Source organism: Streptomyces sp. NPDC111802 (assembly GCF_055634335.1).
Genome location: NZ_JBVKCZ010000012.1, coordinates 169,371 through 193,814 on the forward strand (window position 1 = coordinate 169,371; position 24,444 = coordinate 193,814).

Annotated in this window: 24 protein-coding genes and 2 pseudogenes; 16 read left to right on the top strand and 10 right to left on the bottom strand. The window is 70.5% G+C overall.

Features of this window, described 5'->3' with window-relative positions; translation table 11 throughout:
- Positions 1-45: 45 nt before the first annotated feature.
- Positions 46-525 (top strand): DUF4352 domain-containing protein, encoded by a 480-nt coding sequence (locus tag ACZ7NC_RS15835; protein WP_471488559.1) that lies wholly within the window; start codon positions 46-48, stop codon positions 523-525.
- Between the two features lie 408 nt (positions 526-933).
- Here ACZ7NC_RS15835 and ACZ7NC_RS15840 read toward each other — a convergent pair whose 3' ends face one another.
- Positions 934-1,368: an ATP-binding protein gene (locus tag ACZ7NC_RS15840; protein ID WP_471488561.1), complete on the bottom strand. Its 435-nt coding sequence runs from the start codon at positions 1,366-1,368 to the stop codon at positions 934-936.
- Positions 1,369-1,511: 143 nt separating this feature from the next.
- Between ACZ7NC_RS15840 and ACZ7NC_RS15845 the strand changes: the two genes are divergently transcribed.
- Both ACZ7NC_RS15845 and glpK read left to right on the top strand, forming a co-directional pair.
- Positions 1,512-2,279, top strand: coding sequence for an IclR family transcriptional regulator (locus ACZ7NC_RS15845; RefSeq protein WP_471488563.1), 768 nt, complete (start codon positions 1,512-1,514; stop codon positions 2,277-2,279).
- 42 nt (positions 2,280-2,321) lie between these two features.
- A complete protein-coding gene (gene glpK, locus ACZ7NC_RS15850; protein WP_471488564.1) occupies positions 2,322-3,836 on the top strand; it encodes a glycerol kinase GlpK in 1,515 nt (504 codons plus the stop codon).
- A 134-nt stretch (positions 3,837-3,970) separates the two neighbouring features.
- On the opposite strand, the gene ACZ7NC_RS15855 is transcribed toward glpK, so the two are convergent.
- The 6 genes from ACZ7NC_RS15855 to ACZ7NC_RS15880 form a co-directional block, all read right to left on the bottom strand.
- Positions 3,971-4,882, bottom strand: coding sequence for an ABC transporter permease (locus tag ACZ7NC_RS15855; protein ID WP_471488566.1), 912 nt, complete (start codon positions 4,880-4,882; stop codon positions 3,971-3,973).
- Positions 4,869-5,675, bottom strand: a complete 807-nt coding sequence (locus ACZ7NC_RS15860) for an ABC transporter ATP-binding protein (protein ID WP_471488567.1) — start codon at positions 5,673-5,675, stop codon at positions 4,869-4,871. Before ACZ7NC_RS15860 ends, ACZ7NC_RS15855 begins: the two co-directional genes overlap by 14 nt.
- Before the next feature lie 31 nt (positions 5,676-5,706).
- A complete protein-coding gene (locus ACZ7NC_RS15865; RefSeq protein ID WP_471488569.1) occupies positions 5,707-6,813 on the bottom strand; it encodes an aliphatic sulfonate ABC transporter substrate-binding protein in 1,107 nt (368 codons plus the stop codon).
- 87 nt (positions 6,814-6,900) lie between these two features.
- On the bottom strand, positions 6,901-7,002 hold the full coding sequence (locus ACZ7NC_RS15870; protein WP_471488570.1) for a putative leader peptide: 102 nt from the start codon (positions 7,000-7,002) through the stop codon (positions 6,901-6,903).
- Positions 7,003-7,083: 81 nt separating this feature from the next.
- Positions 7,084-9,060: an FAD/NAD(P)-binding protein gene (locus ACZ7NC_RS15875; protein ID WP_471488572.1), complete on the bottom strand. Its 1,977-nt coding sequence runs from the start codon at positions 9,058-9,060 to the stop codon at positions 7,084-7,086.
- Positions 9,057-10,064, bottom strand: coding sequence for an amino acid ABC transporter permease (locus ACZ7NC_RS15880; protein WP_471488573.1), 1,008 nt, complete (start codon positions 10,062-10,064; stop codon positions 9,057-9,059). Before ACZ7NC_RS15880 ends, ACZ7NC_RS15875 begins: the two co-directional genes overlap by 4 nt.
- Before the next feature lie 644 nt (positions 10,065-10,708).
- Here ACZ7NC_RS15880 and ACZ7NC_RS15885 point away from each other — a divergent pair.
- From ACZ7NC_RS15885 to ACZ7NC_RS15930, 10 genes and pseudogenes are all read left to right on the top strand, one after another.
- The gene (locus ACZ7NC_RS15885; RefSeq protein WP_471488574.1) at positions 10,709-11,836 is read left to right on the top strand and encodes an LLM class flavin-dependent oxidoreductase; all 1,128 of its coding nucleotides are present in this window, start codon (positions 10,709-10,711) and stop codon (positions 11,834-11,836) included.
- The gene (locus ACZ7NC_RS15890) at positions 11,833-12,345 is read left to right on the top strand and encodes a GNAT family N-acetyltransferase (protein WP_471488576.1); all 513 of its coding nucleotides are present in this window, start codon (positions 11,833-11,835) and stop codon (positions 12,343-12,345) included. Before ACZ7NC_RS15885 ends, ACZ7NC_RS15890 begins: the two co-directional genes overlap by 4 nt.
- An 11-nt stretch (positions 12,346-12,356) precedes the next feature.
- Positions 12,357-13,028, top strand: a pseudogene (locus tag ACZ7NC_RS15895) (transporter substrate-binding domain-containing protein); the annotation flags it as partial.
- 201 nt (positions 13,029-13,229) lie between these two features.
- A complete protein-coding gene (gene ssuE / locus ACZ7NC_RS15900; RefSeq protein WP_471488578.1) occupies positions 13,230-13,787 on the top strand; it encodes an NADPH-dependent FMN reductase in 558 nt (185 codons plus the stop codon).
- Positions 13,788-13,882: 95 nt separating this feature from the next.
- A pseudogene (locus ACZ7NC_RS15905) lies at positions 13,883-14,139 on the top strand (SfnB family sulfur acquisition oxidoreductase); the annotation flags it as partial.
- 34 nt (positions 14,140-14,173) lie between these two features.
- Positions 14,174-15,328, top strand: a complete 1,155-nt coding sequence (locus ACZ7NC_RS15910) for an LLM class flavin-dependent oxidoreductase (RefSeq protein ID WP_471488579.1) — start codon at positions 14,174-14,176, stop codon at positions 15,326-15,328.
- 87 nt (positions 15,329-15,415) lie between these two features.
- A complete protein-coding gene (locus tag ACZ7NC_RS15915; RefSeq protein WP_471488581.1) occupies positions 15,416-16,720 on the top strand; it encodes an acyl-CoA dehydrogenase family protein in 1,305 nt (434 codons plus the stop codon).
- A gap of 49 nt (positions 16,721-16,769) precedes the next feature.
- A complete protein-coding gene (locus tag ACZ7NC_RS15920) occupies positions 16,770-17,228 on the top strand; it encodes an RrF2 family transcriptional regulator (RefSeq protein ID WP_471488583.1) in 459 nt (152 codons plus the stop codon).
- 132 nt (positions 17,229-17,360) lie between these two features.
- Positions 17,361-17,519, top strand: coding sequence for a hypothetical protein (locus tag ACZ7NC_RS15925; protein WP_471488585.1), 159 nt, complete (start codon positions 17,361-17,363; stop codon positions 17,517-17,519).
- A gap of 170 nt (positions 17,520-17,689) precedes the next feature.
- Positions 17,690-18,457, top strand: a complete 768-nt coding sequence (locus ACZ7NC_RS15930; protein ID WP_471488587.1) for a glutathione S-transferase C-terminal domain-containing protein — start codon at positions 17,690-17,692, stop codon at positions 18,455-18,457.
- Here ACZ7NC_RS15930 and ACZ7NC_RS15935 read toward each other — a convergent pair.
- Genes ACZ7NC_RS15935 through ACZ7NC_RS15945 form a run of 3 tightly spaced genes read right to left on the bottom strand, consistent with a single transcriptional unit; the run spans position 18,405 to position 21,803 of the window.
- Positions 18,405-19,145, bottom strand: a complete 741-nt coding sequence (locus ACZ7NC_RS15935) for a class I SAM-dependent DNA methyltransferase (RefSeq protein ID WP_471488589.1) — start codon at positions 19,143-19,145, stop codon at positions 18,405-18,407. The genes ACZ7NC_RS15930 and ACZ7NC_RS15935 overlap by 53 nt on opposite strands.
- A gap of 53 nt (positions 19,146-19,198) precedes the next feature.
- On the bottom strand, positions 19,199-20,467 hold the full coding sequence (locus ACZ7NC_RS15940) for a cytochrome P450 (protein WP_471488591.1): 1,269 nt from the start codon (positions 20,465-20,467) through the stop codon (positions 19,199-19,201).
- Between the two features lie 16 nt (positions 20,468-20,483).
- Positions 20,484-21,803 carry a glutamine synthetase family protein gene (locus ACZ7NC_RS15945; protein WP_471488680.1) on the bottom strand — a complete coding sequence of 440 codons (1,320 nt, stop codon included), beginning with the start codon at positions 21,801-21,803 and terminating at the stop codon, positions 20,484-20,486.
- 376 nt (positions 21,804-22,179) lie between these two features.
- Here ACZ7NC_RS15945 and ACZ7NC_RS15950 point away from each other — a divergent pair, with 376 nt between their 5' ends.
- The 3 genes from ACZ7NC_RS15950 to ACZ7NC_RS15960 are packed head-to-tail and all read left to right on the top strand — an operon-like array spanning position 22,180 to position 24,406.
- Positions 22,180-22,368 (top strand): ferredoxin, encoded by a 189-nt coding sequence (locus ACZ7NC_RS15950; RefSeq protein ID WP_471488594.1) that lies wholly within the window; start codon positions 22,180-22,182, stop codon positions 22,366-22,368.
- Between the two features lie 5 nt (positions 22,369-22,373).
- Complete coding sequence (locus tag ACZ7NC_RS15955; RefSeq protein WP_471488596.1) at positions 22,374-23,582, top strand: NAD(P)/FAD-dependent oxidoreductase; 1,209 nt, start codon at positions 22,374-22,376, stop codon at positions 23,580-23,582.
- Positions 23,583-23,593: 11 nt separating this feature from the next.
- Entirely contained in the window at positions 23,594-24,406 is an 813-nt protein-coding gene (locus tag ACZ7NC_RS15960) for an acetoacetate decarboxylase family protein (RefSeq protein WP_471488598.1), read from the top strand.
- Positions 24,407-24,444: the final 38 nt, after the last annotated feature.

The following is a 24,444-nucleotide window of genomic DNA, read 5'->3' on the forward strand; positions in this document are numbered from 1 at the left end:
ACACTCGATCGGGTGTGCGACGGTCGTAAGAGCACGACAAGGGACATGGCCATGCAACGCAGGCTTATTGCAGCGAGTTTTGTAGCAGCCTTGATGACGGTCGGCGGCACGATGTTCGTAGGGTGTGGCACTGGAGACGACAACGGTGGCTCGACTCCCGCACCTACTACTCCGACGCAGACCGAAGAGCAGCAGACCGACCAAGAGAGCCCACAGAGCGGACGAGAAGAACCCGAGGCCAACGAACGCAAGGACTTGGTCAGCTTCAAGCTCGATGACCGCTCGCAGTCCGGGTTCACCAACATCTGGGTAACCTGGACGATCAAGAACAACAGCTCTGAGAAGTCGAACTACTCCTGGGACTGGGAAGCGGTCGACCCAAGCGGCACCCGAGTGGCCAACGGCTCTCAGCTTGAGGTCAACGTGCAGCCTGGTCAAACGGCGACAGGTGAGTACTTCACGACGCTGAAGGACACGAACGTCAAACTCAACATCACGGACTTCAACCGGACGAAGGCGTACTAACGGACGTTCGTATCCGTGGCCGCGTAGATCAACTAAGCGGGCGCTGCGCTCCGTATCGATCAAGGAATCAGCAGCGCGGTCACGGCGCGCCTACAAGGCTCTGGTGACGCAACAGGCCCCATATATAGGGACGGCTCGTCTCACATATTTCTCACAGACCGCCTCACGACATCCTGCGAAGCAAGCCCTTGACCTGGACGTTTACCGGACTCCCTGGACTGTGTGGACGCTCTGACCTTGGGCTCAGCTTCTGGGGGTCAAGGGGTCGCAGGTTCAAATCCTGTCGTCCCGACAGCTATGTGACTGGTTGTCGCAGGTCAGGGGCCTTGAATCACCTTGGGTGAGGCGAGGCCCCTGATCTTTTTCAAGCCCGTCAATCATCTGGATTTGGCGGCGGGCCTCATGGCCTCAGGTCGCCGCAGCCCGCAGCTCCGCCCACCGGCTCGTCCCTCCGGCGTGAACCTGCGTCCCGCACTGGGTCGCCAGTGTGGCCACGATGGCGAGGCCGCGGCCGTGCTCGTCGGGGTCGACGGGGCAGAGGGGCGGCTGCGATGGGGTCGCGGGGCCCATGTCGGTCACTTCGACGCGTACGGCCTGGTGGCTGCCTGCTTGCCTGCGGGAGAGCCGTAGCGTCGCCGGGGGCAGTGCGTGGACGACCGCGTTGGTGAGGAGTTCCGAGGCGACCAGCAGCGTGTCATCGGCGACGTCCGCGGCCAGGTTCCAGTCGGTGAGGACCGTGCGTATGCGTCGGCGTATGCTCGATACGGCCCCCGGGGCGTGCGGCAGGGAGAAGACGTGTTCGACTTCCCCGCAGGGCGCGGCATCGAGCTGCGCTGTGATCATGTGTCCTCCTCTTCGGGGAAGCCGTGCCGACTGCCGACCGGACTTCAGAACGCTAAAGACGGATATGTGGGCCGTCAACGAACATCGGTCGGCATTACCGAACGACAGTCCCAAATCAGGACAAGCAGGACTACCATCGCTTCATGGCCGGCCCAGTCCAGTCGATAGAGCGGGCGGCGGCGATCCTGCGCCTGCTGGCAAGCGGCTCCCGTCGGCTGGGCCTCGGGGAGGTGGCGTCGTCGCTGGGGCTCGCCAAGGGCACCGCTCATGGACTCCTGCGCACCCTGCAACACGTCGACTTCGTCGAGCAGGACCCGGCGACGGGGAAGTACCAGCTCGGGGCGGCTCTGCTGCACCTCGGCACCAGCTACCTCGACGTCAATGAACTGCGTTCGCGCTCCATCAACTGGGCCGACGCCCTGGCCGCCCGCAGCGGGGAGGCAGTCCGCCTGGGTACGCCCCTGGAAGGCAGGGTGCTCGTCATCCATCACGTCTTCCGACCGGACGACACCCTCCAGACCCTGGACGTCGGCGCACTCCTGCCGCTGCACGCCTCCTCCCTCGGCAAGGTCCTGCTGGCCTACGGCACCACGCCCGTCGACCCCCTGCTGGCGGACGAACCGGAGGCGTACACCCGGCACACCCTGGTCCACGCCGAGCAGCTCAACCGGGCGCTCGGCGAGATACGCGAGCTGGGCTGGGGCGCCGAGGTGCAGGAGATGAGCATGGGCGAGGCCGGAATCGCAGCGCCGATCCGAGGACAGGGCGGCCTCGTGGTGGGCGCGATAGGGGTGTCCGGTGCCGTCGAGCGGATCTGCGACACCAAAGGCCGGCCTCTACCGGCCCTGATCACCGTGCTGCGGGAGGCGGCACGCGCGATCTCCAGAGACCTGGGCGCGGCCCGCTGGTAGGTCCCCAGCACCTCCGCGACACATCGGAAGGCAGGGCCGATCATGGTTGACCGGTATGTGATGTCCATCGACCAGGGCACCACGTCCACCCGCTGCATCCTGTTCGACCACGGCGGGCGGCTGGCCGCAGTCGCCCAGCGCGAGCACCAGCAGTTCTTCCCCCGGCCCGGCTGGGTCGAGCACGACGCCGTGGAGATATGGCGCAACCTCCAGCGCGTCGTACCCGAGGCGCTGTCCAACGCGGGTATCGACGCCGGGCAGATCTCCGCCATCGGCATCGCCAACCAGCGCGAGACGTCCGTGCTCTGGGATCCGCGCACGGGCGTCCCCTTCGGCCATGCGATCGTCTGGCAGGACACCCGCACCGCGCCGCTCGTCGACGAACTGCGAGAGGATCCGGGGGAGGAGTTCTTCCTCGAACACTGCTGTCTGCCTCCGTCGACCTACTTCTCCGCGCCCCGTATCCGCTGGCTGTTCGACAACGTCGAAGGACTGGAGCAGCGCGCCCGCGACGGCGAGGTGCTGTTCGGCACCATCGAGAGCTGGCTCATCTGGAACCTCACCGGCGGCCCCGACGGCGGCCTGCACATCACGGACGCCACCAACGCCAGCCGCACCATGCTCATCGACATCCGCACGCTGACCTGGGACGAAGCGCTCATGGACTTCTTCGGAGTGCCGCGCGCGATGCTGCCGGAGATCCGTTCCTCCGCCGAGCGCTACGGCGAGGCCCGCGCCCTGCTCCCCGGCGTGCCCATCACGGCGGCCCTCGGCGACCAGCAGGCGGCACTGTTCGGCCAGACCTGCTTCTCGCCGGGCGAGGCGAAGTGCACCTACGGCACCGGCAGCTTCCTGGTGATGAACACCGGCACCGACCTCGTACGGTCCCAGCACGGACTGCTCACCACGGTCGCGTACAAGATCGCGGACCAGCCCACGGTCTACGCCCTGGAGGGCCCGATCGCCGTCACCGGCTCGCTGGTCCAGTGGTTCCGGGACCGGCTGGGACTGATCCACAGCGCCCCCGAGATCGAGACGCTGGCGCGCACCGTCGAGGACAACGGCGGCTGCTACATCGTCCCCGCGTTCTCCGGTCTGTTCGCACCCCACTGGCGCAGCGACGCCCGCGGCGTCATCGTCGGCCTCACTTCGTACATCACGAAGGGCCACCTGGCCCGCGCCGTACTGGAGGCCACCGGCTGGCAGACCCGCGAGGTCGTCGACGCCATGAACGCCGACTCCGCGCTCGCCCTGAAGCAACTCAAGGTGGACGGCGGCATGACGTCCGACCATCTGCTCATGCAGATCCTGGCCGATGTGCTCGACGTTCCCGTCGTACGGCCGCTTGTCCATGAGACGGTGTCGCTGGGCGCGGCCTACGCGGCCGGGCTCGCGGCCGGCTACTGGCCCGACCTGCAGGTTCTGCGCCGCAACTGGCACATGGCCGCCCAGTGGCTGCCGGACATGGATCCCGAACGGCGGGAGTGGGAGTACGACTGCTGGCAGCGGGCCGTCGAGCGGTCCCTGGGGTGGATCCGACCGCCGCGGCGCACATGACGGCCCGGTCCGGGTTGGCGTGCGGTCGGTGCGACAAGGTTCTGCCCAGCGGGTCTGCCACCGTCCGCAGACCTGCTGGGCACGCAACCTCTCGACCGGTCGTGGTCCTGTCGTTCAGTGTCGTTCAGTGTCGTTCAGCGAGTGACCAGCAGGCCCCGACTCCGCAGCACCCTGCGCTCCAGCGGGCTGAAGATCAGCAGGTCGATGGCGATGCCGACGAGCAGGATCAGGAAGATCGCCAGGAACACCTGGGACATGCTGCTGTTGTTGCGCCCGTTCTCCAGCAACTGGCCCAGCCCGACGCCGAGATCGGGCGAGGAGGCGATGATCTCGGCGGCCATCAGCGAACGCCAGGAGAAAGCCCAGCCCTGCTTCAATCCCGCCACGTAGCCGGGGAGCGCCGCAGGCATCACCACATGCCGCGCCTCGCGCAGACCGGTCGCGCCCAGGGTGCGCCCGGCGCGCAGGAACAGCGGCGGGATCTGGTCGACGCCTGCGACGAGGCCGTTGGCGATGGACGGGACCGCGCCGAGCAGGATCACGGCGTACATCATCGAGTTGTTCAGGCCCAGCCAGAGAACGGCGGGCGGCACCCACGCCACCGACGGAAGCGACTGGAGACCGGACAGGATCGGCCCGATGGCCGCCCTCACGAACCTCACCCGCGCCACCAGCAGTCCCAACGGGGTACCGATCGCCAGCGACAGCAGGAAGCCGAGCAGACCGCGCGAGACGGACGTCCAGATGTAGTCGAGCAGCGTGCCCTGGAGCCAGGCCTCGCGCACCTCGCCCCAGACGTCGGACGGCGAGGGCAGCTTGTACTCCGGGACCACCTCGGCCCACACGAGCAGCTGCCACACCACCAGCACCAGTGCGACGGCCGTGAGGGGCGGCAGCACCTTGCGGGTGAGGGTCTCCCGCAGTGACGTACGGCGGACCTGTACGGAGTCCAGCGCGTCGAGCCCGGCCTCCAGTCCGGCGAGGTCATCAGCGCCGTTCTTGCTGGTGTCGACCTTGGTGTCGACGCCGTTGTCAGTGCCGGCCATGGCGGCGGATCTCCCCACGCAGTTCTTCGGTGATCTCGGCGGACAGCTCCGCGACCGCGGCGTCCTCGATACGGCGCGGCTGCGGAATGCCGACCGTCCATTCCCGGGCGATACGGCCCGGCCGCGAGGACAGCAGGACGACGCGCTGGGCCAGCCGCACCGCCTCGCGCACGTTGTGCGTCACGAACAGCACCGACACGCCCGTCTCCCGCCAGATACGGGTCAGTTCGTCGTGCAGCACGTCCCGCGTGATCGCGTCCAGCGCGGCGAACGGCTCGTCCATCAGCAGCAGCCGGCTGTCCTGGGCCAGCGCCCGGGCCAGGGCGACGCGCTGGCGCATACCGCCGGACAGCTCGTGCACCCGCTTGCCGTACGCGCCCTTCAGACGGACCAGTTCCAGCAGTTCCTCGGCGCGCTCGCGCCGCTCGGCCTTGGCGATCCCGCGCAGCTTCAGGGCGAGTTCGATGTTCTTGCCCGCGGTCAGCCACGGGAACAGGGCGTGCTCCTGGAACATCAGGGCGGGCCGGCCGTCCGTGCCGATCGAGCCGGCGGACGGCAGGTCCAGCCCCGCGACCAGGTTGAGCAGGGTGGACTTGCCGCAGCCCGAGGCCCCCAGGAGGGTGACGAACTCGCCGGGTGCGACATCGAGCGTGATGTCGTCCAGGACGAGCTGCCGTCCGGTGGGGCCGGCGAAGGACTTCGAGACATGCTCGAGGCGGGCGGCGTACGCCGCCACCGTGGTGTCCTCGGCGACCCCGGCGGTCGTGGCCGTCGTAGTGGCCATGGTCGTCATCTCCTGGGAACTCGGCGGGTGCGGTGGTCCGTTACTTGACGCCGAGACCGGCGTCGTCGACCTCGTCCTTGCCCTCGGCCTTGAGGACCTTGTTGAGCGGCGCGAGGTCGTAGATGCCCTTCAGATCGGGCTCCTCCAGCAGGCCGGCCTTGACCGCGTGCTGCGCCTCGGTGTCGAGGGTGGCGGCCAGCGGGTCGTCGAGGAAGCTGATCGACTTCCAGGCCGGGTCGATGACCTCGGCGGGCAGGGCCTTGCCGGAGAGCTCCCCCAGGGCCTCGTTCGCGGAGGCCTTGGCCTTGTCCGGGTTGGCGTTGATCCACTCGTTGGTCTTCACCGAACCGCGCAGCACGGCCTCGACGACGTCCGGGTGCTCCTTCAGGAAGCTCTGCGACACGATGATGTTCGTGATCACGAACTTCTTGTCCGGCCACAGGTCGCCCTCGTCCAGCAGCACCTTCCCGCCCTCGGCGACCAGCTTGGACGCGGTCGGCTCCGGCACCCACGCGCCGTCGATCGACCCGGACTTGTAGGCGTCCGGGGTGACCTTGTTGTCGGTGCGGACCACCGAGACGTCACCCTTGCCGCTCTCCGCGTCGACCTTCCAGCCCTGCTCGGAGACCCAGTTGAGCAGTGCCACGTCCTGCGTGTTGCCGAGCTGCGGCGTGGCGATCTTCTTGCCCTTGACGTCCTTGATCGACTTGATCTTGGCCGGATTGACGACGAGCTTCACACCGCCGGAGGCGGAACCGCTGATGATGCGCAGGTTCTTTCCGGCCGCCTTGGTGTAGCCGTTGATCGAGGGAGAGGGGCCGATCCAGCCGATGTCGATGGACCCGGAGTTGAGCGCCTCGATCTCCGACGGACCCGCGTTGAAGGTCGAGCTCTTGATCTTGGTGCCGCCGAGCTCCTTCTGGAACAGGCCCTCCTGAACGCCCACCAGCGCCGTGGCGTGCGTGAGGTTGGGGAAGTAGCCGATCTTCACCTCGTCGACGGAGAGCTTCTTGGCGTCCGCCGCGACCTCGGCCTGCTTGCCGTCGTCGGTGGACTCGGCGCCGTAGCCGCAGGCGGTCAGCAGCAGGGGGAGCGCCGCGATGACGGCGAGGGTACGCAGAGCGGTGAGCGGTCTTGCGGCAGACACGGAGGTGTCCTTTCAGGGGTGGGTGATCAGGGAGGTACGGCAAGGAAGGCGTGCTGCCCGTTCATGTGCACAGGCGCGCGAGCGGTCTCAGAAGGACCGACAGATGGCGCTGGACGTACGCCCGAGATCGATGTGGTGGCGCGAGGTGAGGAGGGGCAGCAACAGGCCCGAGCCGCTGAGCGTTCGCATGGCCCCCCCCGCAGATCCCTAGTTTTCCTACCTGGTTGATGGGGATCGTGGCAGAAGGTGGCTCTCACCCCAAGAGGCTTTTCATATAGTGGACTCAGTCATCTCAGAAATTGAGATGCGCCGCGCTTGGGAGCTCAGGGCGCGCAGCAAGTCACGTGCCACCGCGTCGTTCTGCCGGAAGGCGGGCGCGTTGGTGCGAGGCCGCGCGAAGGCGGCGACGGACCGGCCGTTGGTGGGGGCGCCGAGGGCGATACGGCGAGGGTGAGCGCCGCCGAGGGACGGGTCGACGACATGGCCGTCGGTGGGGGAGACGGCGACCAGGCCGGAGCGGTGGATGTGGGCCGGGTCGGCGATGACCTCCTCGCTGAGCGCGCCGGCCCGGTGCAGGTCACGTAGGAGCGGGTCCTGCGTGCGGTCGAGGGAGGGGCCCGGCAGATACGCCTCGATCAGGGCGCCGGCGTGGACGGTGTGACCGGGCACTGTGGGGCTGCTCGCGGTGAAGGTGCCGGTCGTTTCGTCGGTGCCGATCCGGATGTCGGCGCCCAGGAAGCGGACGATCCCCGCCCGGGACAGGGCCAGCAGCTGGCGCAGCCGGAAGCCGGGCGGGCCGGAGGCCAGGAAGCTGAAGAACCCGTGCCACCAGCCGTCGAGCTGCTCGGCGACCGACCGCGCGGTCAGCCGTCCCGCGGCGACCATGCCCGGTAGCTGCCCGTAGACGGAGAGCAGAGCGAGGAACGCCCCGAGATCGGCGCTGAACTCCGGGTCCTCGCGCCGGACGACGTCCCGGGCGATGTGATCGCGCAGATGGCCCTGGAAGGCGTCCGGCGTGGAGAAGGCGAGGCCGTCCAGTGGGTGGTCCAGCGTCTCGAAGTCCAGACGGTCCGCCGGATCCGGTACGGCCCCGGCGACGAGGGCGGCCATGTCGTCGCCGTACCAGTCCAGACGGTCGTACGCGGCGAGGAACTCCGGCCAGGGGAGGGCGGTGCGCTCGGGGTGGGCGTGGAAGAGCTCGTGGTAGTGGCCGAACCCGATCTCCTTGGTCATCAGCGGCCACACATCGCGACGCAGATCCAGCGCACGCCCCTCGGCGAGGAGTACGTCGATCGCATCAGGGCCGAAGTGGCGCGGCAACGGCGGCCGGGGGCCCCTGAGTTGGTAACGGGTCTTGGAGTGGTACGGCACTCCCCGCCGCGATCCGACGTGCAGGACCGGTTCACGGCCGGACGGAAGATAGGTGAGGGTGCCGTCGGCCTCGGTGCGGAAGGTCCCGCCGCGGCCCTCGGTGAGCAGCGCCATCAGGTCGATGAAGGCGAGTCCGAAGCCGCGCAGGATGACGTCCTCGCCGGGCCGCAGCGCGGACAGGTCGGCGTCGGCGGAGAACTCCGGCGGGAGGTGGAAGAGGCCGTGACGGTGGGCGAAGGCGGCGCGCTCACGGTGCTCGGCGGCGGGAGCGGAGCCGAGGTGTCCCTGCGCGAGGACCACCAGGTCGGCGGTGAGCGGGTCGGCGCGGTCGGCCAGGTGCACGTGCTGCGGGCCGTCCGGGGGGCCGGTGACGGCGGTGGCGGTGGTGCGGTGCCACTCGACCATGACGGCGGGCGGCAGCTCGGCCAGCGCCCTGCGGAACACCCAGTCCAGATAGGCGCTCTGGGCGCGCCGGGTCGGGAAGTCGGCCCCGTCGAGCGTGCGCAGCTCGGCGAGCACCTCCGGGTCGGCGGGTTCGGCGTACGGGGCGTGGCGCGGGCCCGGGCCCGAGAACTGCGCCGACCATTCGGCGAGGGAGGGGCCCGGCCGTACGGGGCCGTCGATCGTGGACGACTCGTCGCTGAACATGGTGACGTCCTCGGCCATGGAGTTCATCCGCAGCAGCGGGGACTGCTCCCGACGCCAGATCCGTCCCGGCCCCGGCGGATGCGGGTCGACGAGGTGGATGTACAACTCCCTCTCCTCGTCCCATAGTTCGGGGGCATTGGCGGCGATGCGCTCCAGCAGACCGGTGGCACGCGGCCCGGCACCGACGACGACCAGGACCGCGACGGACGCGGGAGGACCGACGCTCACCGGCCACCGCCGATCCCCGGGCGGGCGTCGGCGGCCGTCGCCGTGCTCAACCGTCGGCGTACCGCGCTGAGGTGGCCGCGCAACCGCTGCGGCGGAGTGGGCGGCAGGGCACGGGAGTCGCCGCGCCCGTAGTACCGCTCGACATAGAACTGGCCCGCGCTCAGCACCGTCGTGACCGCGATGTACCACAGCGTGGCGACCATCAGCAGCGGGATGACCTGGTAGGTCTGGTTGTAGATCAGCTGCACCGAGTACAGCAGGTCGTGCACGGCCAGCACGCTGACGATGCTGGTGCCCTTGAGGGTGCCGATCAGCATGTTCCCGGCCGTCGGCACGATGGAGCGCATGGCCTGCGGGACGACGATCCGGCGCAGGGTGCGGCGTCTGCTCAGTCCGAGTGCCTGGGCGGCCTCGGTCTGACCGGAGTCCACGGAGAGGATGCCGCCGCGCACGACCTCGGCGGCATAGGCGGTCTCGTGCAGGGCCAGGCCGATGACGGCGGTCAGGGTCGGACCGAGCAGATCGACCGTCTTGACGGTGATGAACTGCGGACCGAAGGGGATGCCGAAACCGAGTGTCGGGTACAGCGCGCCGATGTTGAACCAGAACAGCAGCTGCACCAGCAGCGGTGTGGACCGGAAGATCCACACATATCCCCAACTCAGCGTACGCAGAACGGGGTTGGCGGAGAGCCGCATCACCGCGAGCCCGGTGCCGAGCAGAAAGCCGAGCACCATCACCACGGCGGTCAGCCACAGGGAGAGCAGCAGTCCGTCGAGCACGGCGGCGGTGGTGAAGTACCGGCCCACCACGTCCCATTGGAAGGCGTCGTTGCGGACGACGGAGTTGAGCACCATCGCGAGGAGCAGTAGTGCGACGGCGGCGGTCAGCCAACGGCCGGCGTGCCGGCGCGGCACGATCCGTGGCAGGTCGGGGCTCGGGAGGCCGGATGCCCGCGGGGGCTTCGTGGCAGGGCTGGACGTGACGTCGGGCGGCGTGACCATGGGGAGGCTCTCCGGGGGAGGGAATCGCGGGCGTGGGTGACCCGGTGGCACTCGCGGCGGAGCGCGCTACGGGCGCTGCGCGGGTGGTGCGGTGCGGCCGGGGTCCGGCGTCGTCACGCTCGCCGCGTCCCTCAACGCGGCCGGAGAGGCTGCCGCACAGGGCGGAGCCGATCCGCCGTCGATCGTATGTGTCCATGGCACATATGTGTCAACAGGGCGCCGGAAGGCGCCGATCGAGTGTGTCGACGGCGGGCCGGGAGGTGCCGACCTGGCCGGTCCGGCATCCGGGCGCCGCTTGACGAGTGCCACGATGTACTGCTCGATTAGTCGCATGAATGCCCAGCAGCGCTTGGTCTCGCGCGATCACATCGACTTCGGTCGGGTGTGGTCCGCGGCGTGTTGCGCCTGACTCGGCAGCGGGCCGTCTGACCGGCCCTTCCCTCCCTCGGTGACCCCGTCGCGGGCCGAGCTCTCTCTTCGCGCGCGCTGCCGCAGCACCGCCATCCGCCTTCACCGACGCCTGGCGTCGTCACGCCTGTACTGAACCCGTCAGCCGTTTGCTGACGGCTCATCACTCATGCCTGTGCGCACGGCAGTTGAGTCACTCCCGCCCGCGCGCTCCGCGTTCTCGAAAGGTCATTGCCATGCCCGTGGAGTTCCTCGGCATCGCCGCCACCAACGACGGCTCCGAAACCACGCCCCGCTCCGGCGCCGCCTTCGACAAGGACTACACGCTCCGGCTCGCCCGGGCGCACGAGGACCACGGCTGGGACCGGGTGCTGTTCGCCTACGGATCCGGATCGCCGGACCCGGCACCGGCCGCCGCGTACATCGCGAGCCGGCTGGACCGCCTACAGATCCTGCTGGCCCACCGGCCCAACGTGTCGTACCCGACCTTCGCCGCCAAGACCTTCGCCACCCTGGACCAGATCAGCGACGGCCGGCTGACCGTGCACTTCATCACCGGCGGCAACGACCATGAGCAGGGCCGCGAGGGCGACACGCTCACCAAGGACGAGCGGTACGCCCGCACCCTGGAGTACATCCGGATCGTCAAGAAGATCTGGACGACCCACGAGGCCTTCGACCACGAGGGCGAGCACTACCGCCTCCACGACTTCGTCAGCGATGTCTTCCCCGTCCAACAGCCCCGCCCCGGCGTGTCGTTCGGCGGCTCGTCGCCCGCCGCGTACGCCGCCGGAGGGGCCGAGGCCGACATCTACTGCCTGTGGGGCGAGCCCCTGGCCAGGACCGCCGAGCAGATCGAGAACGTGAAGGCCGCCGCGCAGGCCGCGGGCCGCGCCGACGTGCCGCGCATCCAGGTCGCCTTCCGCCCGATCATCGCCCCGACCGAGGAGCTGGCCTGGGAGAAGGCCCATCGCACGGTCGGCGCCATCCGGGAACGGCGCGAGGCGGGTCTCGTACGGCACCACCGCAGCGGCGCACCGGAGAACACCGGGTCGCAGCGGCTGATCGCCATCGCCGAGGCGGGAGAGCGCTACGACCGCGCCCTATGGACCCCGACCGCCGCCGCGACCGGCGGCGCGGGCAACTCCAACGCCCTGGTCGGCACCCCGGAGACCGTCGCCCAGGCCCTCCTCGACTACTACGACCTCGGCGTCGACATCCTCTCCGCGCGCGGCTACGACCTGCTCGGCGACGCCATCGACTTCGGACGGCATGTGATCCCGATCGTGCGCGAGGAGGTCGCCAAGCGCGACGCCGAGCGGGCGACGCGCGAGGCGCAGGCTCTCACGGCGGTGAACGGATGACCTCCGCATCGGAATTGACGGTCGTTCACCTCCCGGTCTCCGACCCACGCGTGAGACCCCTGCTGCACGAACTCGGCCAGGAGTACTCCACGCGCTACGGCAAGGACGCCCACGCCGAGATCTCCCGCCACCCCGACGAGGAGTTCACCGAACCGTACGGCGGCCTGCTCCTGCTGCTGGAGCGCGGCGAGCCCGTCGCGGGCGGCGCCTTCCGCCGCTACGACGCCACGACGGCGGAGCTGAAGCGGATCTGGACCCACTCCGAGCACCGGCGCCGCGGCCTCGCCCGGCGCGTCATCGCCGAGCTGGAGCGCGAGGCCGGCGCTCGCGGCTACCGGCGGATCCACCTGACCACCGGGCCACGCCAGCCCGAGGCCCGATGCCTGTACCTGGCCACCGGCTACATACCGCTGTTCGACACGGAGGCCGACCCGGAATCCATCGGCCCGCTGCCCTTCGAGAAGCACCTCGCAGCGTGGGAACACACGGGAAAGGCCCTCGACCGGTGAACATCCGCACGATCGGCACCCGCCTGCGCGGCGGCACCGCCGCCCTGGCCCTGATCCCTCTGCTCGCGCTGACCGCCTGCGGCTCCGGCGAAACCGGCGGCACGGCGGCCGCGGGCGCCCAGGCCTCGCCCGCGCCGACCGACGACCCGGTCGCCGCCGTACACGAGGTGGACTCCGTCGCCGCCCTGCTCCCCGCCGACGTACACGAGGCGGGCACGCTGCGGGTCGGCAGTTCGGTCGGATTCCCTCCGGGGGCGTACTACCCGAACGGCGCGGACAAGGCGCCCGCCGGTCAGGACATCGACCTCGCCGACGCCGTGGCCAAGGTGCTCGGCGTGAAGCTGGAGCGCCAGGACGCGTCCTTCGAGACGATCCTGCCCGCCCTCGGCAGCGGCAAGTACGACTTCGGCACCGGCAACTTCGGCGTCACCGCCGAGCGCCTGAAGACCATCGACTTCGTCACCTACATCAACGACGGCCAGGGCTTCGCGGTGAGGAAGGGCAACACCACGCTCAAGTCGAAGATCACCGACCTCACCCAGCTGTGCGGGCTGACCATCGGCACCGGCGCCGGCACCACCTTCGAGGCGACGCTCAGCGCGCAGAAGGGGGTGTGCGCGAAGGCGGGCAGAAAGCCGTACGACGTCAAGGTCTACGCGGAGAACGCGGTGACACTCACCGCGCGGTGGTGCGGCATCCGGTGACCGTCGTCTGATCGGGCCCGGTCACGAACGGGCGTCCTGCGCACGGGCGTTGAGCACGCCACTGCAAGCGGGTGCCGCCCCTCGTCCCCGAACCGGAGGCCCAGGACGCCGAGTCCGTGTCCCTCGCCGCCCGAACCCGAGCACCGCCCCCTCTCCGACCAGTCTGCGAAAGGTCCTCCCATGGCCACCGTTCTGTCCGTCTCCGGAAGTCCCTCCGCCAGCTCGCGCACCGCCCGGCTGCTGCGCCACCTGGACGACCGGCTCACCGCCCAGGGGCACGACGTGATCCCGTTCGACGTTCGCACGCTCCCGCCCGAGGCCCTGTTGCACGCGGACTTCGGCCACCCGGCGATCGTCGAGGCCACCGCTCTGTTCGAGCGCGCCGACGGGGTCGTGATCGGCACCCCCGTCTACAAGGCCGCCTACTCCGGTCTGCTGAAGTCGCTGCTCGACCTGCTCCCGCAGTACGCGCTCGCGGGCAAGACCATCCTGCCGCTGGCCACCGGCGGCACCACCGCCCACGTCCTGGCCATCGACTACGCCCTGCGCCCGGTGCTGAACTCCATGGGCCCCGCCCACATCACCCCCGGCTGGTTCACCCTCGACAAGGACATCGCCGTCGGCGACGACGGCACGCTCACCGTCGCACCGGGCGCCGCCGAGGCTCTGGCCCATGTCACCGACCAGTTCTCGCTCGCTCTCGGCGGCCGACCGACCCTGCTGGCGGCCACCGGATGAGCACCGCGACGGTGATCGCCGGCGCGGACGTCCTCGACGGCGTCAAGCACTACGCGACCGGCGCGCTCTTCGCCGACTGGATCCCCGTGCTCCCCCGCGTCGACCTGACCGACGACTCGGCCGCCGAGGCATCCATCGCGGTGGCCGCCGACAAGATGACGGCGACGGACACGGCCGTCGAGGTCGGCAGTGTCCTCTTCGAGGTCATCGGCACCCCGGCCGGACCTCGACTCCCTGGGCTCGCACTGCCGTTGGCGAGACGCCCGCATCCACACCCCGAAGAACCGCGCGCTGAAAGTTCCAGCACATCGGCCGCCCTGTGCTGAGCGGCACCAGGCCGCCGCGGCACTGACTGCCGTGACGAACGACCCCGATCGGAGCTCCCCATGTCCCTCACCTTTCACTGGTTCCTGCCCACCAACGGCGACAGCCGCCATGTCGTCGGAGGCGGGCACGGCACTCCCGCCACCGCGTCCGGCCGCGACCGGCCGCCGACGGTCGCCTACCTCAGCCAGATCGCCAGTGCCGCCGAGGACCTGGGCTTCGTCGGCGCGCTCACGCCCACGGGTGCCTGGTGCGAGGACGCGTGGCTGACCACCGCGATGGTCAGCCGGCACACCGAGCGCCTGAAGTTCCTGGTCGCCTTCCGGCCCGGCTCCGTCTCGCCGACACTCGCCGCGCAGATGGCGTCCACCTTCCAGCGGCAGAGCGGCGGACGGCTGCTGCTGAACGTGGTGACGGGCGGGGAGAGCCACGAGCAGCGGGCCTACGGCGACTTCCTCGACAAGGACGACCGTTACCGCCGTACCGGTGAATTCCTCCAGATCGTACGGGGGTTGTGGGAGGGCAAGAGCGTCGATCTGGTCGGCGAGCACCTCCAGGTCGAGGACGCGAGGCTGGCCCGGGTGCCCGATCCGGTCCCCGAGGTGTACTTCGGCGGCTCCTCGCCCATCGCCGGGGAGATCGCGGCCCGGCACGCCGACGTCTACCTCACCTGGGGCGAACCGCCGGCCGCCGTCGCCGAGAAGATCGCCTGGGTCAGGGCGCTGGCCGAGAAGGAAGGCCGCACGGTCCGCTTCGGTATCCGCCTCCACGTCATCGCCCGCGACACCGCGGAGGAGGCGTGGGCGGAGGCCGGGCGGCTGCTGGCCGGGTTCGACCCGGAGACGGTACGGGCCGTCCAGGCCGGACTCGCCCGCAGCGAGTCCGAGGGACAGCAGCGCATGCTCGCGCTGCACGGCGGCAGTTCCGGCGGCCTCGAGATCCACCCCAACCTCTGGGCGAGCATCGGGCTGGTGCGGGGCGGCGCGGGCACGGCGCTGGTCGGCAGCCACGACGAGGTCGCCGAGCGGATCGCCGAGTACCACCGGCTGGGGATCGACGAGTTCGTGCTCTCCGGCTACCCGCACCTGGAGGAGGCGTACTGGTTCGGCGAGGGCGTGCTGCCGAGGCTTGCGGTGAAGGGGCTGTGGACGCATCCGTTCCGGGACGCGACGGCCGTGGTGAGCGGGACTCAGGTGCCCTTCGCGGGGCGGAAATGAGACAGCGCGCGGCTCGTTCCCTATAATTCCTATCGAATTACTAGGGAAGTGTTGACCCTCGTCGGTGGAGCGAGTGAGGATGACGCCATGACGATCGCCCCACCGGCTCCGGCAGCTCTGTTCGGCGACCCCGGGCGGGGTGCGGGTGCGCCGGACACGGACGGACCGGTCGACTGGCCGCACATCGCGGGCGAGTTGGCGGACGACCTCGCCACCGACGCCGTCGAGCGCGAGCAGGCCGGCAAGCCCCCGCTCGACGAGGTCGCGCGACTGCGCGAATCGGGACTGCTGACGCTGTTGGTCCCGACGGGACGCGGCGGCGGGGGCGCCGACTGGCGCACGGCCTACACGGTCGTACGGACCGTCGCCGCGGCGGACGGGCCGATCGGCCATCTGCTGGGCAGCCACTACTTCCTGTCCTGCTGTGCCCGGTTCTTCGCCGGACCCGACCGTGCCGCACGCATCGAGCGGGCGTCCGCGGCGGGGCAGTGGTGCTGGGGCGGCGGCATCGCCTCCCAGGAGCCGCCGCTCATGCTCACCCCGACGGCGCACGGCTATCTGCTGGACGGGCATCAGCGATACGGCTCCGGAGTCGGCGTCGCCGACCGGCTGCTGGTCCGCGCCGCCGTGCCCGGCGCCGGCGAGCCCCTCGCCGTCCTCGTCGACCCCGCCCATCCGGGCCTGGTGAGCAGCGGCGGCGGGGACACCTTCGGCCGGCGGCTGGCCGGGGCGGGCGGCGTGGCGTTCGACTCCGTGCCGGTCGCGCACGACGACGTGCTCGGCTCCCTCTCCGCCGACGAGGGCACCCTGACCCCCTTCGCCGGCCTGGCCGCACCGACCGCACGGCTCGTCTCCGCGCAGTTCTGTCTCGGCGTCGCCGAGGGGCTGCTCGACGAAGTCCGCGAGCACGGCCGGGCGATGACAGCACCCTGGCAGCCCTTCTCGACCCAGCCCTGGCCGGGCAGTCCGCAGCGGGATACGTGCGGGCGGGATGCGTGCGGGCAGGATCAGTACGGGCAGGATCCGTACGTGCTCACCGCGTACGGCGAACTCGCGGTCGCCGCACGTGCCGCGTCCGCTCTCGCCGACCAGGCGGTGGACGCCCTGACAGGAGGCCTGGCGCGGGGCGAGGAACTCGACGACGAGGAGGGCGCGGAGATCGCCGTCCTCGCGAGCGCGGCCGAGGCTGCCGCCGCGCGGGCCGCGCAGGAGATCACCACGCGGGCGCTGGAGGCCGTCGGCGCGCCCGCCGCGCACGCCCGGCACGGACTGGACCGGTTCTGGCGCGACACCCGCACGCACACCCTGCGGAAACCGGTCGCCCATCGGCTGCGCGAGGTCGGGGACTACTTCCTCAACGGCGCGCACCCTCCGTTCGTCCTTCCCGCCTGACCGGGGGCGGCCGGTGAGGGCCGGTGCGGCGGTGAGGGATAATCTCGGCATGCGGATCTCGGCCAGAGCGGACTATGCGGTGCGGGCGGCGTTGGAGCTGGCCGCGGCAGGGGACGACACCTCGCTGAAGGCCGAGGCCATCGCCGAGGCACAGGGCATCCCGCACAAGTTCCTCGAGGGCATCCTGGGCGACCTGCGCCGGGGTGGCCTGGTGGTCAGCCAGCGGGGCGGCAAGGGCGGCTACCGGCTCGCCCGCCCGGCGGACTCGATCGCCATCGCCGAGGTGATCCGGGTGGCGGACGGCCCGCTGGTCTCGGTGCGCGGCGTCCGGCCGCCCGACCTGTCCTACATCGGCCCCGCGGAGTCCCTGCTGCCGCTGTGGATCGCCGTGCGCGCCAACGTCCGCAAGATCCTCGGCGAGGTCACCCTGGCCCATGTGGCGGCGGCGAAGCTGCCCGACGACGTGCTGGGCCTCGCGGACGACCCCGAGGCGTGGACGAATCCCTGACGGACGCCTGAACACCCCGAGGCCCCTCTCACGTGGTGAGACGCCCCGATCCGGGGCGACGGGCCCTCTTGACGCGGCCCGCGCGAGCCCTGACACTCCACTCAGGGAATCCTAGTGAATTGGTAGGGAACCATGGGCCGCACCGCGCAGGACCTCGGCAGTGACGTGGTCCGTGTCGCCGTCCGGCCGCCGCTGCCCCTGCTGACGTCCCGCCGCCACATCGACCTCGTGCGCGTGTGCAGTGCGGCGAGTTCCCTGCCCGGTGCGGGCGGCACGCCCGGCCGCGTCTGAAGCCCACCCTCGCGTACCTCATCCCGGCCGCGCCGAAGCCGCCGCGTGCCGTCGCCGTCGTATGCCCCGCACGTCGTACGCCCTGCGCTTCGTATGCCCTGCACTTCGTACGCCCTGCACGTCGTAGCCCAGACGTCGTATGCCCGCGACCGAGCACCCCAGGGAGACGCATGTCCGCCCCAGCCCCGACCGCCGTGCCGTCCTTCCGGAGCAGGATCGGTGGTGACGCGCGCAGCGGCTACTACGCCGTGCCCCGCCGCTACCGACTCCATCTGACGCCGTCGTGTCCACGAAGTCTGCGGATCGCCGTCGCGCACAGCCTGCTCGGCCTCGACGACATCCTCCCCGTGACGCTGCTGCCTGCGGTTCCCGACGCCCCGGACGGCGGGTATCTGGAGCTGCGCCCGCTGTACGAGGCCAGTTCGCACCAGCACCCCGGACCGGCCGTCGCGCCCGTGCTCAGCGACGCCTGGACCGGCACGATCGTGAGCACCCACACCCCCGACATCCTGCGGGACCTCGCCCGGCGCTTCGGCGGCCGCGGCCCGGATCTGCTCCCGCGCGGTGCCGAGGAGGCCGTCGAGAGCATCGGCCGGCTCTGCGAGCAGGACATCACCGCCGCCGCGCAGCGCGCCGGGGACCGGCACGCCGACGCCGCGGCGCGTGACACCGCACTCGCCACCCTGCAGGGCGCACTGGACACACTGGAGCGGCGGCTCGTCTCCCGGAAGTACGTGCTGGGTGCCGAACCGACCCTCGCCGACGTCGAGTTGTGGGTGACGCTCGTGCAACTGGACACCGTGCACGGCGTCACCGACCACCCGCAACTGTGGGCCTACGTCCGCCGGTTGGCGACCCGGCCGGCCTTCGGCTCCCATCTCGACCTCAGCCGGCCGGCTTCTCCCACACCGACACATGCTTGCCGCTCTCGCTGGTGAACGGCTCGCGCGTCCAGCTCTCCCACCGGTCGCGCAGCCGCAGGCCGGCGAGCCGGGCCATCAGGTCCAGCTCGGCCGGCCAGACGTACCGGAACGGAATGGACCAGTGCTCGGCGCGGCCGTCCACGATGGTGACGTAGTGGGAGCTCATCGCCTGGGTGGCGACGTCGTAGGTGTCGAACGCCCACTGGGTGTCGCTGATGCGGAACGGTACGGCCGTCTGCCCGGGCGGCAGCCGGCGCAGCTCGGGCACGCCCACCTCGACCACGAAGCAGCCGCCGGGCCGCAGATGGGCGGCGGCGTTACGGAAGCAGTCGACCTGGGCGTCCTGGGTCGTCAGATTGTCGATCGTGTTGAAGACGAGGTAGGCGAGCGAGAACTCGCCCGCCACCCGTGTCGTCGCGAAGTCCCCGATCGTCACCTCGACGGCGTCGCCGCCGCGCTTGGCGCGCAGCCGGTCCACCATGGCGCGGGACATGTCGATGCCGTGCACCGGGACCCCACGGCCGGCCAGCGGCAGCGCGATGCGGCCGGTGCCGACGCCCAGTTCGAGCGCCGGGCCGTCGCCCGCCAGTCCGGCCAGCAGATCCACCGCGGGGTCCACCACGTCAGGGTGGAACATGCCGGCGGCCGACGAGTCGTAGTCGGCCGCGATGCTCTCTCCGAAGTAGCCGTCCTCATCGATCACATCGCGACCGTACTGCCGGCCGCCGCGCCGGGGCACATGCTTTTCCACGGCGGTCAGGCGAGGGTGACCTCGACCGGCAGCTTCTTGATGCCGTTGACGAAGTTGGAGCGCACGCGCGGTACGTCGCCGGCCAGCCTGATGTCGGCGATGCGCGGGATCAGCTCCTCGAACATGATGCGGATCTCGGTGCGGGCCAGCAGATTGCCCAGGCACAGGTGCGGGCTGCCCTTGCCGAAGGTGACGTGGTCGTTGTCGGCGCGGGTGACGTCGAAGTCGTACGGGTTGCCGAAGACCTTCTCGTCCCGGTTGCCGGAGGCGAACCACATGACGACCTTGTCGCCCTCCCTGACCCGCTTGCCGCCGAGTTCGACGTCCCGCGTCGCGGTGCGGCGGAAGTGGTAGACGGGGGAGGCCCAGCGCAGGAACTCCTCGACCGCTGTGGGGATCAGGGACGGGTCCGCCTTCAGGCGGGCGAGCTGCTCGGGGTGCTGGAGGAGGGCCAGCATGGAGTGGGAGATGGTGTGCCGGGTGGTCTCGTTGCCGGCCACCACCAGGAGCAGGAAGTAGTTGTCGAAGTCCCGCGCGGAGAGCGGGACTCCGTCGCGCGGGGTCGTGTTGACCAGCCGGGAGACCAGGTCCGTGCCGTCACCGCCGCGCCGCTGCCGGGCCAGTTCCCGGCCGTACTCGAAGACCTCGATGGACGCGGGGGAGCGGAACGGCAGATCGCGGTACTTCTCGCTCTCCTCGCTGTGCAGCAGCACGTCCGCGTAGTCGGGGTCGGTGTTGCCGATGATGCGGTTGCCCCAGTCGATGAGCTGCTGGTTGTCCTCCGGCGGCACATCGAGCAGCCGGGCCAGGACGTTGATGGGGAAGTCCGCGGAGACATCGGCGACGAAGTCGAACGTGCCCTTGGCGAGGGCAGCGTCCAGGGTGGTGGCGGTCAGGCCGCGCAGGAAGTCGGCGTAGCTGTTGATCACGCCCGCGCCGAACTGCCGCTGGATCACGCTGCGCAGCGCACGGTGCCGTACGCCGTCCATCTCCAGGATGGAGGCGCGCTTGTTGATCTGGTCGTCGTCGACCTCCTCCAGATTGACGAACCTCGTCGAGGTGAAGGTCTCCGGGTCGCGGTCGACGCGGGCGATGTCGGCGTGCCGGGTCACCGCCCAGAAACCGGAGTTGGGGGCCTCCTCCGGCTGCCAGTGCACCGGGTCCTCGTGGCGCAGGGTGTGGAACATACGCCAGGGCGTCACACCGTCCGTGAAGTTGTCGAGGTCGGCGAGGTTCACGTCGGCGAGCCGCATCGGCTCGGTTGCGGAAGTCATCGATGGCTCCTGGGTGTCACAGGTGGTAGGCGTACTCGGTGAACTCCCAGTCGGTGACATGCCGTTGGAAGCGTTCGACCTCGTTGCGCTTGTAGGAGAGGTAGGAGGTGGCGAAGTCCTTGCCGAGCAGCTCGGCGAGGTCGGTGTCCGCCTCCAGCGCGTTCAGCGCGGCGGACAGATCGCCGGGCAGCACCGCGGACCGGGTGGTGTCGTAGCCGTAGCCCTCCAGCGGGGGCGGCGGCTCCTCGCCGGCCTGGACGCCGAGGACGGCGGCGGCGAGCGTGGCGGCGACGGCCAGGTAGGGGTTGGCGCTCGCGTCGCCGAGGCGCAGTTCGAGGCGTGCGCCCGCGCCTCGCTCGGGCGGGATGCGGACCATGGCGCTGCGGTTGTCCAGGCCCCAGTCGACCAGCCAGGGCGCGAGGGTGTCCGGGCCGAAGCGCTTGTACGAGTTCACGGTCGGGTTGAGCAGCGCGGCGAGGGCGGGCGCGTGGGCGATGACGCCGGCGATGGCGTGCCGGGCGACGGCCGAGAGACCGTGGGCGCCCGCGGGGTCGTCGAAGGCGTTGCGGCCCTCGGCGTCGTCACAGGACAGGTGCAGATGGAAGCCCGAGCCGCCCGCGTCCCCGAACGGCTTGGCCATGAAGGTGGCGAGCCGGCCATCTTTGCGGGCCAGCTCCTTCACCGCGGCCTTGAAGCGGAAGGAGCGGTCGGCCGCGTCCAGCGCGTCGGAGTGGGTCAGGTTGATCTCGTACTGGCCGCCGTCGAACTCGTGGTTGCCGGTGATGACGCCGATGCCCAGGTCGCGCAGGTGCCGCAGGGTGCGCAGCAGATGGTTCTCGGGATCGGCGCGCAGGCCGGCCGTGTATACGGCGCCGGTCGTCTCGGGGGAGCGGCGCCAGCCGGTGGGGGTGCCGGAGGCGGGCTCCAGCAGGAAGTACTCCAGCTCCGGGCCCACGATCGGCCGCAGCCCCTGCTCGGCACAGCGGGCCAGGACCCTGCGCAGCAGATCGCGCGGTGACTCCGGGGCGGGGGCTCCGGTCGCCGGGTCGGTGACCTCGCCGAGACAGGTGGCGACGCCGGGCTCCCAGGGCAGTACGGCCAGCGTGGACAGGTCGGGTCGCACGGTCACGTCGGGCAGACCGGCGTCCAGGCCGCCCGCGACCGGGACCACGTCGCCCTGCGGGCTGGTGTGGTAGACGGCCCGGCAGAAGGCCAGACCGTGCGCGCAGGCCGACGGCAGATGCTCCACCAGGACGTCACGGGCGCGGTCGGTGCCGATGAGGTCGGGATAGATCACCCGGACCACGTCCACACCCTCGGCGATGAGCCGCTCCATGTGCCGGCGGATATCTGGAATGTCGTGATCTGGGATGGCGTGATCGCTCACCGAAGTCTCCTCGGGCGGATCGTGCAGGGTGGCGTGCGGACGACCTGATCGGCGGGTGGCGGGTGGGGAAGGGCGACCCGGAGTCGTCGTTTGAACCCGAACGGTATGGAGAGGTTCGCCGCCCCGCAAGAGGGTGGCCGCAAAAATTTATCCACGTGGACAGGTATTGACCAGGGGCGAGCCGCTTCCTATGTTGTTTGAAGCCAAACGAGTAAGGGGTTCGGCTCTCGCACCCCTTTGGCCAAGGGGCCCGGCCGCACAACCGGCCGGGCCCTCCATCCCCTTCGCCACCGCACCGACGCCCTCACTCCCAGGAGGACCGGCCATGAAGGTCGTAGTCGACATGAACAAGTGCCAGGACCACGGCCAGTGCGTCTTCGCGGCCCCCGACGTCTTCTCGATGGACGACGACGGACACCTGGTCCACGTCTCCGACCCCGACGACGCCCTGCGCGAGGAGGTCGAGGAGGCCGCCGACGTCTGCCCGCTCCAGGCCATCCGGATCGAGGGCTGAGCCCCATGACCGACCGCGTAGTCGTCGTCGGCGCCTCGTTGGGCGGCCTGCGCGCGGCGGAGCAGCTGCGTGCGGCCGGCTGGACCGGCGCGATCACGGTGGTGGGCGACGAGCCCCACATGCCCTACAACCGGCCGCCGCTGTCCAAGGAGGTCCTCGCGGGAAAGGCACCCTTCGAGTCGCTGGCCTTCACTCCCCGCAGGGCTGCCGCCGATGTGGAGTGGCGGCTGGGCACGAAGGCCGTCGGGGCGGCGCCGGCCGAGCGGTCCGTCGCACTCGACGACGGCTCGGAGATCGCGTACGACGGACTGGTCGTCGCCACCGGCATGCGCCCCCGGCGCCTGAGGTGCCCCGGCCCGCTCGCCGGCCGGCACACGGTCCGCACCCTCGCCGATGCCCGGGGACTGCGGGAGGAGCTGATCCGGCCGGGCGCCCGGCTGGTCGTCATCGGCGCCGGGTTCATCGGCTGCGAGGTCGCCGCCACCGCCGTAGGACTCGGCGTCCGTGAGGTGACCGTCGTCGATCCGCTGCCCCTGCCCATGGTCGGCCCGCTCGGCGAACTGCTCGCCCGTGCGCTGCTGGAGCGGCACGAGGAGCGCGGGGTGCGCTTCGCGCTCGGCACCGCGGTCGCCGCCTTCGAGGGCGAGGAGCGGGTGACAGGCGTCGTCCTCGCGGACGGCGGCGTCCTGCCCGCCGATGTGGTGGTCGAGTCGGTCGGCTCCGTCGCCAACGTCGAGTGGCTGGCCGGCAACGGGCTCGACCTCACCGACGGAGTGCTGACCGACGAGCAGTTGCGGGTCGGCGGCCGGCCCGAGGTCGTGGCGGTCGGTGACGTGGCCCGCTTTCCCAACGCCCGCTACGACGGGTTGTCCCGACGCGTCGAGCACTGGTCCATCCCGACCGACACGGCCAAGCACGCGGCGAGGACGCTGACCGCGCATCTGACCGGCGTCCGGGCCGACTTGGCTCCCTTCGCTCCGTTGCCCACCTTCTGGAGCGACCAGCACGACTTCCGGTTGCAGTCGTTCGGTGCGCCCGTCCTCGGCCTCGATGACGTACGCGTCCTGGACGGCGACCTCGAAGGCGACGTCCTCGTGGGCTACCACACCGACGACCGGCTGGTCGGCGTCGTGGCGCTCGGCGGCCACAGCGCCGCCATGGGTGCCGCCCGCTACCGCGCCCAACTGCTGAAGCAGCCCGCCCTCACCGCGTAAGGAACCTTGTCATGCCCTCAGTTCGTGGTTACTTCCATCCCAGGACGGCGACGGGTGCCTCGTCGCTGATCCCGTCGCCGCCGTGGCGCTACTCGGGTGACCTGCTGACCGTCGAGTACCGGACCGATCCGGCGCGGGTGCGTGAACTCCTGCCGGAGCCTTTGGAATTGGCCGACGAGGATCCGGGCGCCGTCGCTCTGATCTGGGCCGACTGGCAGTCGTGCTCGGAGTCGGGGACGGAGCTGCTCGATCCCGTGCTGGCCCAGTACAAGGAGGCCTTCGCGGTCGTCCGGTGCACGTACCGGGGGCAGACGTATTCGCGGTGCGTGTACATCTGGGTGGACAAGGACTTCGCCATCGCGCGAGGGCTTCACCAGGGGTATCCGAAGAAGCTCGGGTCCATTCACCAGACGCGGCCGCATCCGTTCGGGCCCGCTCCCCGGATCGAGGCGGGGGCGCGGTTCGGGGCGACGCTGGCTGCCGCGGACCGGCGGTTGGCGCAGGCCGTGGTGACTCTGCGGGAGCCGTCCGAGACGAACGGGTTCGTCAACGGGCATCCCATGGCCCATCACAGGTGGCTTCCCTCGATCGAGAAGGGCAAGGGGCCAGCGCTCGATGAGCTGATCGAGTCGGGGGCCGCTTCGTTCGAGGGGGGGCGACCCTGGGTCGGTGACGCCGAGTTGGAGCTGTTCCAGGCGCCGACGGAGGAGCTTGCCCGGCTGGAGGTTCGTGAGCCGATCGCCGCGTACTACCGGCAGGTCGGGGTGGTCTGGGACGGGGGGCGGCTGCTGGAGGCCGGTGCGTCGGAAGCGTCTGCCGAGTAACGCCGCCGGCGGGCCGCGGGTTCGTTGTGGCTGGTCGC

Coding starts and splice junctions, on each gene's coding strand:
- ACZ7NC_RS15890 (WP_471488576.1), top strand. CDS start 11,833: ATGACCTCCGCATCGGAATTGACGGTCGTTCACCTCCCGGTCTCCGAC.
- ACZ7NC_RS15950 (WP_471488594.1), top strand. CDS start 22,180: ATGAAGGTCGTAGTCGACATGAACAAGTGCCAGGACCACGGCCAGTGC.
- ACZ7NC_RS15930 (WP_471488587.1), top strand. CDS start 17,690: ATGTCCGCCCCAGCCCCGACCGCCGTGCCGTCCTTCCGGAGCAGGATC.
- ACZ7NC_RS15955 (WP_471488596.1), top strand. CDS start 22,374: ATGACCGACCGCGTAGTCGTCGTCGGCGCCTCGTTGGGCGGCCTGCGC.
- ACZ7NC_RS15945 (WP_471488680.1), bottom strand. CDS start 21,803: ATGGAGCGGCTCATCGCCGAGGGTGTGGACGTGGTCCGGGTGATCTAT.
- ACZ7NC_RS15860 (WP_471488567.1), bottom strand. CDS start 5,675: ATGACGACCATGGCCACTACGACGGCCACGACCGCCGGGGTCGCCGAG.
- ACZ7NC_RS15960 (WP_471488598.1), top strand. CDS start 23,594: ATGCCCTCAGTTCGTGGTTACTTCCATCCCAGGACGGCGACGGGTGCC.
- ACZ7NC_RS15880 (WP_471488573.1), bottom strand. CDS start 10,064: ATGGTCACGCCGCCCGACGTCACGTCCAGCCCTGCCACGAAGCCCCCG.
- ACZ7NC_RS15885 (WP_471488574.1), top strand. CDS start 10,709: ATGCCCGTGGAGTTCCTCGGCATCGCCGCCACCAACGACGGCTCCGAA.
- glpK (WP_471488564.1), top strand. CDS start 2,322: ATGGTTGACCGGTATGTGATGTCCATCGACCAGGGCACCACGTCCACC.
- ACZ7NC_RS15870 (WP_471488570.1), bottom strand. CDS start 7,002: ATGCGAACGCTCAGCGGCTCGGGCCTGTTGCTGCCCCTCCTCACCTCG.
- ACZ7NC_RS15915 (WP_471488581.1), top strand. CDS start 15,416: ATGACGATCGCCCCACCGGCTCCGGCAGCTCTGTTCGGCGACCCCGGG.
- ACZ7NC_RS15855 (WP_471488566.1), bottom strand. CDS start 4,882: ATGGCCGGCACTGACAACGGCGTCGACACCAAGGTCGACACCAGCAAG.
- ACZ7NC_RS15925 (WP_471488585.1), top strand. CDS start 17,361: ATGGGCCGCACCGCGCAGGACCTCGGCAGTGACGTGGTCCGTGTCGCC.
- ACZ7NC_RS15840 (WP_471488561.1), bottom strand. CDS start 1,368: ATGATCACAGCGCAGCTCGATGCCGCGCCCTGCGGGGAAGTCGAACAC.
- ACZ7NC_RS15940 (WP_471488591.1), bottom strand. CDS start 20,467: ATGACTTCCGCAACCGAGCCGATGCGGCTCGCCGACGTGAACCTCGCC.
- ACZ7NC_RS15845 (WP_471488563.1), top strand. CDS start 1,512: ATGGCCGGCCCAGTCCAGTCGATAGAGCGGGCGGCGGCGATCCTGCGC.
- ACZ7NC_RS15910 (WP_471488579.1), top strand. CDS start 14,174: ATGTCCCTCACCTTTCACTGGTTCCTGCCCACCAACGGCGACAGCCGC.
- ACZ7NC_RS15835 (WP_471488559.1), top strand. CDS start 46: ATGGCCATGCAACGCAGGCTTATTGCAGCGAGTTTTGTAGCAGCCTTG.
- ssuE (WP_471488578.1), top strand. CDS start 13,230: ATGGCCACCGTTCTGTCCGTCTCCGGAAGTCCCTCCGCCAGCTCGCGC.
- ACZ7NC_RS15920 (WP_471488583.1), top strand. CDS start 16,770: ATGCGGATCTCGGCCAGAGCGGACTATGCGGTGCGGGCGGCGTTGGAG.